12 protein-coding genes, 1 pseudogene and 1 riboswitch are annotated in these 13930 nt (G+C 33.1%); of the genes and pseudogenes, 12 read left to right on the plus strand and 1 reads right to left on the minus strand.

The window, feature by feature from the left end:
- Window positions 1-169: 169 nt before the first annotated feature.
- The 8 genes from V7056_RS01690 to V7056_RS01725 all read left to right on the plus strand — a co-directional run bounded on the left by V7056_RS01690 (window position 170) and on the right by V7056_RS01725 (window position 9170).
- On the plus strand, window positions 170-1426 hold the full coding sequence (locus V7056_RS01690; protein WP_499698705.1) for an S-layer homology domain-containing protein: 1257 nt from the start codon (window positions 170-172) through the stop codon (window positions 1424-1426).
- Between the two features lie 33 nt (window positions 1427-1459).
- Window positions 1460-3097: an ABC transporter substrate-binding protein gene (locus tag V7056_RS01695; protein WP_499698706.1), complete on the plus strand. Its 1638-nt coding sequence runs from the start codon at window positions 1460-1462 to the stop codon at window positions 3095-3097.
- 97 nt (window positions 3098-3194) lie between these two features.
- Entirely contained in the window at window positions 3195-4166 is a 972-nt protein-coding gene (locus tag V7056_RS01700; protein WP_499698707.1) for an ABC transporter permease, read from the plus strand.
- A 16-nt stretch (window positions 4167-4182) separates the two neighbouring features.
- A complete protein-coding gene (gene opp4C, locus V7056_RS01705; RefSeq protein ID WP_499698709.1) occupies window positions 4183-5097 on the plus strand; it encodes an oligopeptide ABC transporter permease in 915 nt (304 codons plus the stop codon).
- A gap of 12 nt (window positions 5098-5109) precedes the next feature.
- Window positions 5110-6108: an ABC transporter ATP-binding protein gene (locus tag V7056_RS01710; protein WP_499698711.1), complete on the plus strand. Its 999-nt coding sequence runs from the start codon at window positions 5110-5112 to the stop codon at window positions 6106-6108.
- 95 nt (window positions 6109-6203) lie between these two features.
- Complete coding sequence (locus V7056_RS01715; protein ID WP_499698723.1) at window positions 6204-7142, plus strand: ABC transporter ATP-binding protein; 939 nt, start codon at window positions 6204-6206, stop codon at window positions 7140-7142.
- 74 nt (window positions 7143-7216) lie between these two features.
- The gene (locus V7056_RS01720) at window positions 7217-7927 is read left to right on the plus strand and encodes a response regulator transcription factor (protein ID WP_087999380.1); all 711 of its coding nucleotides are present in this window, start codon (window positions 7217-7219) and stop codon (window positions 7925-7927) included.
- 298 nt (window positions 7928-8225) lie between these two features.
- Window positions 8226-8361, plus strand: a riboswitch (FMN riboswitch).
- Window positions 8362-8597: 236 nt separating this feature from the next.
- A complete protein-coding gene (locus V7056_RS01725) occupies window positions 8598-9170 on the plus strand; it encodes an ECF transporter S component (RefSeq protein WP_499698713.1) in 573 nt (190 codons plus the stop codon).
- A 601-nt stretch (window positions 9171-9771) separates the two neighbouring features.
- On the opposite strand, the gene V7056_RS01730 is transcribed toward V7056_RS01725, so the two are convergent.
- Window positions 9772-10020 carry a ferredoxin gene (locus V7056_RS01730; RefSeq protein WP_499698715.1) on the minus strand — a complete coding sequence of 83 codons (249 nt, stop codon included), beginning with the start codon at window positions 10018-10020 and terminating at the stop codon, window positions 9772-9774.
- Window positions 10021-10338: 318 nt separating this feature from the next.
- Here V7056_RS01730 and V7056_RS01735 point away from each other — a divergent pair, with 318 nt between their 5' ends.
- From V7056_RS01735 to V7056_RS01750, 4 genes and pseudogenes are all read left to right on the plus strand, one after another.
- A complete protein-coding gene (locus V7056_RS01735) occupies window positions 10339-11409 on the plus strand; it encodes a YpbB family protein (protein WP_499698717.1) in 1071 nt (356 codons plus the stop codon).
- Window positions 11400-12920 carry a RecQ family ATP-dependent DNA helicase gene (locus tag V7056_RS01740; protein WP_499698719.1) on the plus strand — a complete coding sequence of 507 codons (1521 nt, stop codon included), beginning with the start codon at window positions 11400-11402 and terminating at the stop codon, window positions 12918-12920. The genes V7056_RS01735 and V7056_RS01740 overlap by 10 nt, the downstream gene beginning before the upstream one ends.
- Before the next feature lie 12 nt (window positions 12921-12932).
- Window positions 12933-13517, plus strand: a complete 585-nt coding sequence (locus V7056_RS01745) for a CPBP family intramembrane glutamic endopeptidase (RefSeq protein WP_499698721.1) — start codon at window positions 12933-12935, stop codon at window positions 13515-13517.
- Window positions 13514-13930, plus strand: a pseudogene (locus V7056_RS01750) (hypothetical protein); the annotation flags it as partial. The gene V7056_RS01745 and the pseudogene V7056_RS01750, both read left to right, overlap by 4 nt.

The raw sequence follows: 13930 nt of genomic DNA on the forward strand, positions 1-13930 counted from the left end.
TTTTTGTCAGTTTCATATTAGTATTTTTGTGTTATAAATTTGTTAGAAATATTTATATTTTCTGATATTTCTTTCTATTCTGCTTGAGGGGGTATGTAAACTACTAATATACAAATTATTTTAGTTCTAATATGATCGGTATCGTTAAGAGAATGGGGAGGTATTTAGAATGAAGGATTTACGCAAACTGGTTGTTTCAGGCGTGGTAGCTTCTACACTTTTATTAGGTAGTGTGTCTACATATGCAGCATCGTTTGATGATGTTTCAGGTTTAGATAGTGAAATGTCAATTACGAAATTAGTTTCTTTAGGTTATTTAGTTAACAAAGGTTCTGATTTTAATCCAGAAAAAGGGTTTACAAGAGGAGAGTTTGCTGATTTAGCAGCTAAATTAGTATATCTTGGTAAAGCTCCTTCTAAATCAGTAAAAATTAAAGATACAAAAAATGCAAATGCTGCAAAGCTAGTAAGTAAAGGTTACTTTAAATTAACGAAAAAAGGTGAATTTTTACCTAAGAAGGGCTTAACTTACGCTGAATTATCAAAAGTACTTGCAAGTGGTCTTGGATTCAAAACAAGCTGGTCAAACCGTCCAGTTGATTTCTTATTCTTCTTAGAACGTAAAGGTGTACTATCTATTGATACAAATCTAAACGCTGTTGTAACGAAAGAAGATGCTGCGGTTGCAGTAGACAAGTTCTTACAAGCTAAAGATGTATATAAAGACTTAAATGGCGTTGTAGTAGGTTCAACTCCAAAATCGATCACTCTAAAAAGTGATAGCGGTGTAAAAACTTACAAAATTTCATCTAATGCTTCATTATTCATTGATGATCAAGCTACTGATACAGATGCATTAGGACTTGGTACTGCAGTGGAGGTGATTTTTGATAAAACAGGTAAAGTTGCTTTCGTAAGTGGTTCTGGTCTTGATTCTTATGAAGGAAATCTTGGTTATTCAAACGGTAAAATTACTGTTGGGACAACAACATTAGAAGTTGATCTTAACTTTGTTGTAAGTAGCTTACCAAGTAGTCCAGACAAAGACTTCACTTTCCGTGAATTTACTGGCTATTCTGCTGCTGGTGTAAGTTATGTAGGTTCAGTTTATACAAACTATACGAATGACCAAGTAACTGCATTAAATGCAGCAATTGGAAAACTTACAGATAAAGGCTTATCAGTCACTGCAACTGGTAATTATGTATTTGATTTCTCAGAAAGTGCTCTTGAAAACTTAACATTAACTGCAGATGAAGCAGTCGTTGTAAATGTGACGAAGGATGGTAAAACAGACGTTTCATCAACTTCAGATCTAGTTAAACTAATTGCAGACGGTTATAAATTAACTGCTTCTGTAGAAGTTTCTGCAGAAGGTAAGATTACTGTTGCAAATGTAAAAGCAGAAAAACCTGCAGCAAAATAACTAATTTAATCGAATAAGAGGAGGAAAATAGGTATGAAAAACGTTAAAAGTAAATTCGTATCAACAGCTCTTGCTGCATCAGTAGTATTAGCTGGTTTACCGGGATTACATTCAGACGCAGCATCTGTACGTAAAGGTTTCGATTCTAAAAAAGTTGGTGGGAAAGTTGTTATTTCAACTTTCGCTGATGCAGTAAGTTTAACGCCACTTAATTCGTCAGACTCTGCTTCAATCGATATTACTAGTATGGTGTATGATGGATTACTTACATTAAATAAAAGCGGCGCAGTAGCTCCAGCACTAGCAACTAGCTGGAAAAAAAGCGGCTTAACTTATACTTTCACAATTCGTAAAGGTGTAAAGTGGCATGATGGCAAGCCTTTCACTGCAAAAGATGTTAAGTTCTCATATGATATGTTCATGAATCCAAAAGCTGAGAATCATTACGCTTCATTGTTTGATGCTGTAAAATCTACAAAACTAATCAATGATTATTCGTTCCAAATTACGTTAAAAGAAAAGGATGTTTTATTCCTAGAAAACACAGTTGCAGCAGCACCAATCATGCCTAAACACCAATTCCCTAAAGGTGTGGATGATTATAACAAAAATAATAAAATCCACCGTAATCCAATTGGTACAGGCCCATTCAAATTTAAAGAGTGGAAATCAAATGAGCGTATTGTAGTAACTGCTAACAAAACTTATTTTGATGGTCGTCCATATTTAAATGAAGTTATTACAAAAGTTTTACCTGATGCGAACGTTGAAGCACTTAACTTAATCAAAGGTGATGTAGACTACGTAGAGTCTCTTACACCAAAATTATTAGCACAAGTTAAAAAGGATAAAGATACAACAACTAAGTCTTATGACCAAGGACGTTTTGACTTTATCGGATTTAACGAAGCGGTTAAACCATGGAATAACGAAAAATTCCGTGAAGCATTAGCTTATGGTTTAGATCGTAAGTCAATCGTTTCTAAAATTCAATTAGGACGTGCTTACCAAGGTAGTGGTCCAATGCATCCAAAAATTCCACAAAATAATGACAGTGTAAAAGCACTTCCTTATGATGTGAAAAAAGCTGCTGCATTGTTAAAAGAAATTGGTTATGAAAAACGTGGAAACACATTATACGATAAAGATGGTAAAGCAGTAAAAATCGAGTTTGCTTATAACAATGGTAATAAAACTCGTGAAGCAGTAGCTTTATTAGCTCAACAAAACTGGGCAAAATTAGGAATTAAAGTTACACCACGTGCTTACGAATGGTCTATTTTCTTAGATAAGTATGCTGCTGGGGAATTAGATTGCTTCGCATTAGGATGGAGTGGTTATGATGCAAACGTTGACCATTATCAATTCTTCCATTCTTCAGGTATTCCAACAAAAGCAAACCCTGGCTTATCGAACCGTAACCGTGTTGACGATAAGACAATTGATAGATTATTAGAGCAATATAAACAAGAAGAAAACCGTGAAAAACGTATTAAAATTTACCAAGAATTACACAAATACATGTCTGATCATGAAATCTTAATTTGGACTTACCATCCAAAATTAACGATGGGTTATGATGAAGACTTAGGTGGAATTGAGCCATCGATCTCTAATGATAAGTTCAGCTTAATCGATTGGTACTGGAAAGACGCTAAAAAACGTAAGTAATAGAAAGTAAAGATCAAATTGAGATGGCCGTTTGCGTCTAACTGTCGCTTGCGGCTATCTTTCTAGTAAACTACTTTGTTATTTTAGGGGGGTAAACATGTTTCAATATATTGTAAAAAGAACGCTTCAATCAGTACCTTTGTTGTTTATCATTACAGTAATTTCTTTTGCCCTTATGACATTAGCTCCAGGAGATCCTACAGCAATGTATGAAAATCCAGAGGCCTCAGATGCTGGGTCGAATGTTCAGAAAGAATTGATTGAAGAGAAGTTAGGTCTAGATCAACCTATTTATGTTCAATATTATAAATGGCTAAAATTATTTATTACAGATGGTGACCTTGGCTATTCTTTTGAAGATGGTCAGCCTGTAACGAAGAAAATTGTAGATAAAATTCCTGCAACCTTAACCTTAATGAGTACAGCAATTGTACTTTCAATTTTAATTGCTATTCCGATCGGTGTTTATTCGGCAGTAAAACAATATTCGAAGCTAGATTATTTCTTTACGTCTTATGCTTTCTTGGGAATCGCCGTACCGCAATTTTTCATCGCAATTCTTGTTATTTTATTTTTCTCTATTAAACTAGGATGGTTCCCGGTATCTGGTATGAGAGAAGTGTATGAACATTTTGATTTGAAAGACCGTTTACATCACTTAGCACTGCCAGCGATCACACTAGCTTTTGGTCTAATCGCAACAAAATCGAGATTTATGCGTTCTAGTATGTTAGAGGTTATAAAGCAAGATTATGTTCGAACTGCAAGAGCGAAAGGATTATCTGAGAGAAAAGTAATTTTTAAACATGCTCTACGTAATGCATTAATTCCAATTATTACGATTATCGCATTACAGTTACCAAACTTGTTTGGAGGAGCACTGTTTATCGAACAATTATTTGCATGGCCTGGTATGGGTAGATTATCGATTAATGCCATCTTTATTCGTGATTATCAAGTAATCATGGGCACTACTTTAATTGCAGCTGTATTAGTCGTAATTGCTAATTTAATTGCAGACATCCTATATGCAATCATTGATCCAAGAATTACTTTTGGTAAGAAATAGAGAGGAGTAGCAGACGATGAGTATACCAAATCCAGCGATAGATCCAACATTAAATAATCAGAATATTGAAAAAGAAATGAAAATTGAAAGTAGAGCAGCTGTTATCTGGAAACGATACAGGAAAAATAGATTAGCAGTATTAGGTTTAATCATTTTTGTATTAATTATTTTAATGGCAATATTTGCTCCATTCCTGTCTCCACATAAACCTGAAGTATTTGATATTTTAGATTCAAGTTTAAAACCTAGTAAAAAATATCCTTTTGGTACAGATGCAATGGGTGGGGATGTAATGTCTCGTTCATTCTATGGGGCTAGAATCTCATTATCAGTAGCGATTTTAGCGATGATTTGTACTGTTTCAATCGGTGTTATTTATGGAGCGATAGCTGGATTTTTTGGAGGGTTTGTAGATAATACAATGATGCGTATTATTGATGCGATCCAGTCGATTCCAACTTTCTTCTTATTATTAATTGTTGCTTCATTAGTAGTTCCATCATTATGGTCGACAGTATTTGTTTTAAGTATTGTCGGTTGGACTAGTATGGCAAGGATTGTTCGTGGAGAAATTTTGTCGTTAAAAAGGCGAGATTATATTGAAGCAGCCAGAGCAACTGGTGAAAGAAGTACCAGTATTATCTTTTATCATATTCTTCCGAATGCAGTTGCACCGATCATTGTCATTGCAACTTTAGACATTGCTGCAAATATATTAGCTGAAGCCTCACTTAGCTTTTTAGGTTTAGGGATTCAACAGCCAAAACCAAGTTGGGGTAATATGTTAACTTCGGCGCAAGATTTAACATCAATCGTAGATCAAACTTGGACGATAATTCCACCAGCATTCTTTATCATTGTAACTGTTTTATGTGTGAATTTTATTGGTGATGGATTACGTGACGCTCTTGATCCACGCATGAAGCAATAGGAGGATTACAAGATGACGACTACTTTAAAAACTGAAACAATCGTATCTGTAGAGAATTTAAAAACATATTTTTACACTGAAGATGGTGTCGTACCAGCAATAGATGGAGTAAGCTTTGAAATTAGGAAGGGCGAAACATTAGCGATCGTAGGAGAATCTGGAAGTGGAAAAAGTGTTACATCATTATCAATTATGGGACTAATTCCAAGTCCTCCAGGTAGAATTGAAGCTGGTGATATTCATTTTCATAATGAAAGCCTTTTAGATAAAACTGAAAAAGAAATGCGGCAAATTAGAGGAAATCAAATTTCGATGATATTCCAGGAGCCAATGACTTCTCTTAATCCAGTTTATAAAATTGGCGATCAAATAATGGAATCAATCATTCTTCATCAAAAGCTATCAAAAAATGAAGCAAAAAAAGAAGTGATTCGTTTATTGAATTTAGTTGGGATTCCCGAGGCGGAACGAAGACTGAATCAATATCCACATGAACTAAGTGGTGGGATGAGACAACGTGTAATGATTGCCATTGCACTTGCTTGTAATCCGGAAGTATTAATTGCTGATGAACCAACTACTGCTTTAGATGTAACGATACAAAATCAGATATTAGCACTGATGAAAAAATTAAAAAAAGAAACAAATATGTCGATTATGTTAATAACGCATGATTTAGGTGTAGTTGCTGAAATGGCAGACCGAGTTGTTGTTATGTATTCAGGACAAGTTGTTGAACAAGGTGATATTTTTACAATCTTTGAAAATCCAAAACATCCATATACAGAAGGTCTACTACGTTCTATGCCAAGTGTAGAAAAACGAATTGGGAAACTATATGCAATCGATGGTGTGGTTCCTAATCCATTAAATCTACCTAGAGGATGTCGATTTGCACCTCGTTGTGAATACGCAACGGCTTTATGTCATGAGGAAATGCCTGAAATTCAATCAATTAGCGATGATGAAGTTGTACGTTGCTGGAAATACACTGATCGTTGGGAGGCGTAAAAATGGTGAATAGTTTTTTAGAAAAAACAGAAAAAGTCGAAGAAACTAACTTGAAAACTGATCAAGAAGTTCTTTTAAAAGTAGATGACATCAAAATGCACTTCCCAATTAAAGGTGGATTGTTTGGTAAAGTACAGGCTCACGTAAAAGCGGTTGACGGCGTTTCATTTGATATTTATAAAGGTGAAACATTTGGCCTTGTAGGTGAAAGTGGTTGTGGAAAATCAACTACCGGAAGAATCTTATTAAGATTATTAGAAGCTACTAGTGGTTCAGTTGAATTTGATGGGATTGATTTATTTTCTCTAAATTCTCAGGAACTGAGAGAGAAACGACGAGATATGCAATTAATTTTCCAAGATCCATTCTCGTCTTTAAATCCAAGATTAAGTGTTGGTGAAACAATCGCGCGAGTATTAAAAATCCATGGAATGAATGATGCAGCAGCTCGTGAAAAAAGAGTAAAAGAGTTATTAGAGTTAGTAGGTCTGAGTGCATTCCACATGAGAAGATACCCTCATGAATTTAGTGGTGGGCAAAGACAACGAATAGGGATTGCAAGGGCGTTAGCGCTAAATCCGAAATTAATTGTATTAGATGAGCCGGTGTCAGCTCTTGATGTTTCAATCCAATCACAGGTTGTAAACTTATTAGAAGAGCTACAAGAGGAATTTGGACTAACGTATTTATTCGTATCACACGGACTAAATATTGTTCGTCATATTAGTAATCGAGTTGGCGTTATGTATTTAGGGAAGATGGTAGAATTAGCAGATTCTGACACACTTTTTGAAAATCCAAAACACCCATATACAAAAGCGCTAATTTCAGCAAATCCTATTCCAAATCCAAGATTGCGTGATAAAGAAAAGATTATTCTTGAGGGAGACGTACCTAGCCCTATTAATCCACCTAGTGGCTGCCGTTTCCATACAAGATGTCCTTACGTACAACCAAAATGTAAAGAAGTAGAACCAATCTTTACAAAATCAGGAGAAGGTCAGTACGTAGCTTGTCATTATCCGTTGAATTAAGTTAAAATTAAATTAAAAATTGCGCAAGAATGTTCGTGGTAGATGAGCATTCGAATTTGACGGAGGAGTTCGAAGTGGAAAAAAGAATGTTAGTTGTTCATGAGAATCATGAATTAAGCATCGAAATTATGAATTACTTCCAAGAGATGTTTACTATTCAATCTTATCCAAATGGATTACAGGGGTTAGTAAAGGCAATCGATTGGAAACCTAATATTATCATTCTTAGTGCTTCATTACAAAATGTAGATAGTGTTGAACTTTGTAGACAACTACGAGAAAGTTTGAACACGATATTAATTATTTGTTCATCGGATTTAACTGATCATCAAAAGATAAATTATTATTCCTCTGGCGCAGATGATATCGTTGATTTTCCGTTGAATTTAGATATACTGAAATGCAAATTACAAGTTCACTTAAAGCACCATATTGTGAATGAATTTAAAGAGGCTGATACAATTCGTTTCGGTAACCTGGTTATGAATAAACTTACATACAAAATTCATTATGAGGAGCGCGAGCTTAGTTTTACGCGTAAAGAATTTTCAATATTATGGCTTCTTGTTAGTAGACAGGATATTGTTGTAACTCGTTCTGAATTAGTAAAAATAGTTTGGAGTTACGAACATGTTGATGATGATCGAATGGTTGATACTCATTTAAATCGTTTAAGAAAAAAATTAAAACAATATGAAATGAATTTAAGTATAAAAACTGTGTGGGGAATTGGTTATAAACTCCAACTAGAAAACTTTAAACCGCATTTACAATTTTCAAATTAATGGTCTGTTTTAGGAACTTTTCATAGAATCATTCACTTAGCTATTATTAGAAGAAGTGATATGATATGAAAAGTTCTATTTTTTTTATGTTAACGAAAATCTTGTGGAAAATGTTTGAAATTCAAGGAGAGTAATTCAAAAGGATACTGTCATGCAAATATTAGATTTCAAAACATTCCAATCAAAAGTATTGAGTATATTGTATAAACATTAAATTTAATATAGAAAAAAAGAGAAGACTTTTTTTATTTACAAACTGTATTTATTTTAGTAACATTAAGTTGTAATTTAATATTCGATCTATCTTCGGGGCGGGGTGAAATTCCCCACCGGCGGTGATTAAGCTTAGCTTATAAGCCCGCGAGCCTTTAATTTGGGCAGGATCTAGTGCGATTCTAGAGCCGACAGTATAGTCTGGATGGGAGAAGATGGAGGTTCGCAAGTTCAAAAAATTTACCTTTTTGAACGCTTATTTGGCGTGCTGAAATTTCTCCCCTATATTTACTGTATAGGGGATTTTGTATTTCTATGTGATTTTTGCCGATATTTAGCTTTTTATCCTGATATTCTTAATTAATTACAATTAAATAAATGTGCAAAATCACGCTTGTCTAAGTAAGCGAACCTTTCATTTTTCTTGGTATGATCGGGAAAAAGGAGAGAGGTAATTATGCAACAACGTAACAACAAAGTTTTAAAAATGGTAGTGGTGGCAATGCTGAGCAGTATTTCATATTTATTGATGCTGTTAGATTTTCCAATTCCTGCTTTTCCAGTATGGCTACAAATTGATTTTAGTGAGGTACCAGCATTAATTGGTGCAATTATTTTTGGGCCAGTTGCAGGGGTTTTAGTAGAATTAATAAAAAACATCCTTCATTATATTATTGTGGGAAGTATGACTGGAGTACCGATTGGGGAATTTGCAAACTTCAGTGCAGGGGTATTATATATCTTACCTGCGTCATATTTCTTTAGAAAGTATCGTTCAATTAAAGGCTTAACTTTAGGGTTAGTCGTTGGTACTGTTGTGATGACAGGGATCTTAAGTATTTTAAATTATTTTGTTTTATTACCTGCTTATGCTTATTTTATGAATTTTAGTTTACCGAATGAGGTAATTGTTACTGCGATTATGCCGTTTAACGCAATAAAAGGGTTATTAATTATGATTCTTACATTAGTATTATTCCCTAAATTAATCGTGTGGTTAAATCAAAGAGTTAATGCTCATAACGTATAAATAGATGAATGTGCCTGCAATTTGTGGGCACATTTTTTGTTTTTTTATTGTGGTGAAAAAGAAGTGTGTGGAATTCCACTGCAAGATGCTCGCTTTCCATGGGGCTGACGCTGAGCCTCCTTAAAAAAAGGAAGGCATGCTAAAACCACGACGTCCTGTCGTAACGCATGCATGACCCACTTCCTGTGGGCCTCCTGTGGGGTCTCAACTGTCTAGCATTTCCTATAGGAGTCGAGCAACCTTCCGTTCCATTTAACTTTTTTAAAAAAATCGAATCATCTCTAAATGACTTTATTCAACTACCTAAGTTAAGCAATCCATTCTTAAATGCTTTTATTCAATTACGTAGATAAAGTTCAATATTTCCTTACATGCTTTTATCCCTAATATACTAATACACAAAAATATAGACACAATCCTTATCAAAGTGAATAGATTTAACTCATAAAATAAAAGCACCACAATCTAATGGAGGAAGGCAGCGCTCAAGATCCTCTTATAAAAATATTTACAAACAACAATCCATTAGACAAACAAAAAAACACTGAGTGTTTTTTTAGTGAAAATAAAAAAACGACGATTTACATCGTCGTTATTTTTACTATTCGAATTTTAAAGCATCGCCATCGAATGAATCGTCTGCTACTTTGATTGAGTCTGTTGGACATCCTTCAAATGCATCCATCATGTCATCTAATAACACGTCTGGAATTTCAACAATACCTTGGTTATCATCTAAAGTAACGTATGCAATCCCCTCATCATCATAGTCATAGATATCTGGTGCAGCAGCGCCACATGCGCCACAAGCGATACAAGTGTCTTTATCAACGATTGTATATTTTGCCATTGTGTTGACCTCCCAAATTATTCCCTGTTTTAATTACAGATACTATTTTTGTAATGTACCTGTAAATATTTTAAAACGGTTTCCGAAACTTTTCAATATAATTGTAACAGGTTTTGCAAAAATAGAGAAATGAAGAATGAAAAGGTTAAATAATTAAGTATTTTTATCATATTAAAATGGTTCGGATATTGATACATATGATAAGCTAGAAGAAATTAAAACTATCATTACAAATAGTTTTGAATATTTTATAGTTAAAATTTGTTACACATAAAAATATTCAAATATATTATACAATTTTTGTTCGAGAGGATTAGGATGAATAAATTAACGATACTAGAAGAAGTCGTATTATTTTTAGTCAATCGATATAATGGTGAGCGAACAATACAGGGCATTACTTACTTATTAAAGGGAAAGCAAAGTGCACAGATCATTCAGGATAGTCATTTTTATCAGGTGACAAATTTTTTTGGCCTTTACCAATTCCTTACTCAACAAGATATGCAGGATTTAATAAAAGGTTTAAGGGAAAAAGGATATCTTGAAAAAATTGAAGGAAATAATATTTATCGAGTAAGTCATAGAGGTTCAAAGTATTTACAAAATGTAAAATGTCAATTTCATGAATTTCAATATATTAATGGGTTAAGATTTGCCAGTGTACAAAAAATCTTTTGGAGAAGACTTTCGCTTTTTTTTCAAACTATCTCAAACATCAATCATAATATTAAATATTTTAGAGCTGTTCAGCAAGAAAATGATGTACAAGATTGGGTGAAGTACGAATTATTAAATGCTAAGGGGAATAAAAAAGATTTAGTGATTCATTTTCATACTGAATTACATCATATATTAAAGCAGCTACAGTTTGATGATGCCTCTATCATTGTGAAACGGCTAACTGGAGCAAATACTTATGGGATGACCTTGGAGCAAATAGCGACTAGAGCAAATAAAAGTGAAGAGCTAATCTATATTCATTCTGTTAATGCAATGCATCATATGCTAACTATTCTGACTGAACAAACAGCAGAATATCCATTACTAAGTCGATTTTTAAAGGGGAGTATTAGCTCCAATATTACAAATACTTCGATTGAAACGAAACGTTTATTTCAAGCTGGTAAAACAATTATAGAAATTGCAACGATTCGACATTTGAAAATAAGTACAATAGAAGATCATATTGTTGAATGTGTGTTAAGTGATGATTTGATGTCAATTGATCAATTTATTAGTAATGAAGAATATAACAAAGTTAAAAGGAAAATAGAGGAGTTACAGACTAGGAAATTAAAAGATATTAAGGAAGCGCTTTTAAATGAAGTCACGTATTTCCAAATTCGTATTACTCTTGCAAGAATGGGTGATCTAAAATGGAATTAAATCAATTGCTAAAAGAAAAGTTTGGATATGAATCATTTCGAAAAAATCAACATGATATAATCAATGACTTAATTCATCAAAAAGATGTACTAGCGATGTTACCTACAGGTGGTGGGAAATCTTTATTGTATCAATTTTCTGGATTACTACTACCGGGCTTAGTTGTCATTGTCTCACCACTTTTATCATTAATGGAAGACCAAGTTGAACAATTAAGGGCTTTTGGTGAAAAAAGAGTGATTGCATTAAATAGTTTTCGAAGCTTTGAACAGAAAAAGCATCTTTTACAAAATTTACAATCCTATAAATACATTTTTGTATCACCTGAAATGCTACAAAATCAATTTTTAATTCAAAAGCTTTCTCAAGTGAAAGTTTCGTTATTTGTTGTTGATGAAGCACATTGTATATCTCAATGGGGACATGATTTTAGACCAGAGTATAGATCTCTTGGTGAAGTTAAAGAGCATTTACAGAATCCAACCGTATTAGCGTTGACCGCAACTGCAACAGAAAGTGTAAGAAATGAAATCATATCAACCTTGAAGCTTGATTTTGTACAAACATATATTGAGTCGGTTAATCGTGAAAATATTGCAATTCACATAGAACATGTAGAGTCAGAAGAAGAAAAAATTGAACAATTAATATATTATGTAAAACATTTAAACGGCCCCGGTATCATATATTGCGGTACGAGATCGATGTGTGAGAACATTTCACGTATTGTGAATGAATCAATAAATTGTCGAGTCGCTTATTATCATGGTGGGATGGACCAAGAACAAAGAATTTTAATTCAACAGCAATATATTCAAAATCAAATAGATTTAATCGTTTGTACAAGTGCATTTGGTATGGGGATAAATAAGCCGAACGTAAGATTTGTCATTCATTTGGGATATCCTTCAAATATTGAAAATTATCTCCAAGAAATTGGCAGAGCTGGTCGAGATGGAGAACCTAGTGTGGCGATTTTATTTGTAAGTGAAAATGATCATGACTTACCTTTACGTTTAATTGAAGACGAACTACTTTCAATGTATCAACTAGAATCGTTTTTGTCCTATGTAAAAAAGTTAAATGAGTCAATTGTTCATCTAACAGACCACTTGATCGTGAATTGGAAAGCAACATTTCAATTTAGTGATATTCAATGGCAGACATTATTTAATGAATTGAATAAATCGAATATAATTGAAGATAATCAATTGTTTACTGATCGACTGAATATGGACTTCTTAAAAGAATTAGAAAGAACAACCAATGAAAGAAGAAAAGTAAAATATGTAAAGCTAAAATCTATGAAAGATTTTCTAGCTTCAACGATTTGTTATCGTGAAAACTATCTTTCAGTATTTAGCGAGTCCTTAACGAGTAGACCTATAAATTGTTGTAATCATTGTGGATTTTCATTTGAACAGTATTTTTCAAATGTAAGTAATATAAGTAAAGATGATGTTTATACATATTCTTGGGAGGAAGATCTAAGAAAAAAATTAGGTCTGTGAGGAACAACCGATATGGAAAATGAATTAAGTCGACAAAATATTTCTATTAAAAATCTAAAAAAGAGTGTGTATGGTACGCAATTAATCATTTTATTAATCGCAATCATCTGTATTGGATTTTTTATTGGATTTGATGATTTTGCTGAAAAACAATCAACTTTTTTTAGCCTTAAAACGTTCATCTTTGGGATTGGTGGCGGAATTGTATTAGTATTATTTAATATACTATTAAACTATACAGTACCAGAAAGATTTTTAGATGATGGTGGATTTAATAAAAAGTTTTTTACGTCATTATCTGTGTTTGAAATGACTATTCTATGTGTTTTAATTGCCTTATCAGAAGAAATATTTTTTAGAGGATTTGTCCAAACGAAATTTGGCATCATTTTGGCATCCATTGTTTTCGCGTTAGTTCATTTTCGTTATGTAAAAAAACCTGTTTTATTTGTGATTGTCTTATTAGAAAGCTTTTTTATTGGCTATTTATATTTAATTACTAAAAATATATTAGCAGTTTTTATTACACATTTTATCCTTGATTATGTATTGGGTTTATATATGAAATTTAGCCTAGAAAGTGAAGAAGAGATATGAGTAGAAAAGATCGTGAAGAACTTCAGGTTGGTGGTTTGAAAAGAAAACACAAATCGAAAATAGGTATTGATGAGACACCGACAGTTGATATGTTAAATTTGCCACCCAGAAGTAAATCAATTCAAAAAAAAGAAGATGAGAGAAGACCTTGGTGGAAAATTAAATATCCTCTAATCACTGCACTTGTGTTTCTGTTTATCTTATTACCAATTGGAGTAGTAGCACTAGTACAATATAAATATGAAGGAATTTTTTCAAATAAAAGTAGTTTATTTATTCCTTCAAATAAATTTGAAAAAGTAAAAATTACTTCGACAGGGGAGAAAAATCAACCGCAAGAAGAAACAACAAAAGGAGAAAACCAGAAGCCTGCGAAAACAAATGAAAATAAAGATCCTCAAATACCAGTTCCA

The sequence above is a fragment of the Bacillus sp. JJ664 genome (assembly GCF_036962205.1).
Lineage (GTDB): Bacteria > Bacillota > Bacilli > Bacillales > Bacillaceae_G > Gottfriedia.

Bases quoted from the DNA above. Each gene is read 5' to 3' on its own strand.
- V7056_RS01690 (WP_499698705.1), top strand. From the start codon at position 170: ATGAAGGATTTACGCAAACTGGTTGTTTCAGGCGTGGTAGCTTCTACA.
- V7056_RS01695 (WP_499698706.1), top strand. From the start codon at position 1,460: ATGAAAAACGTTAAAAGTAAATTCGTATCAACAGCTCTTGCTGCATCA.
- V7056_RS01700 (WP_499698707.1), top strand. From the start codon at position 3,195: ATGTTTCAATATATTGTAAAAAGAACGCTTCAATCAGTACCTTTGTTG.
- opp4C (WP_499698709.1), top strand. From the start codon at position 4,183: ATGAGTATACCAAATCCAGCGATAGATCCAACATTAAATAATCAGAAT.
- V7056_RS01710 (WP_499698711.1), top strand. From the start codon at position 5,110: ATGACGACTACTTTAAAAACTGAAACAATCGTATCTGTAGAGAATTTA.
- V7056_RS01715 (WP_499698723.1), top strand. From the start codon at position 6,204: ATGCACTTCCCAATTAAAGGTGGATTGTTTGGTAAAGTACAGGCTCAC.
- V7056_RS01725 (WP_499698713.1), top strand. From the start codon at position 8,598: ATGCAACAACGTAACAACAAAGTTTTAAAAATGGTAGTGGTGGCAATG.
- V7056_RS01730 (WP_499698715.1), bottom strand. From the start codon at position 10,020: ATGGCAAAATATACAATCGTTGATAAAGACACTTGTATCGCTTGTGGC.
- V7056_RS01735 (WP_499698717.1), top strand. From the start codon at position 10,339: ATGAATAAATTAACGATACTAGAAGAAGTCGTATTATTTTTAGTCAAT.
- V7056_RS01740 (WP_499698719.1), top strand. From the start codon at position 11,400: ATGGAATTAAATCAATTGCTAAAAGAAAAGTTTGGATATGAATCATTT.
- V7056_RS01745 (WP_499698721.1), top strand. From the start codon at position 12,933: ATGGAAAATGAATTAAGTCGACAAAATATTTCTATTAAAAATCTAAAA.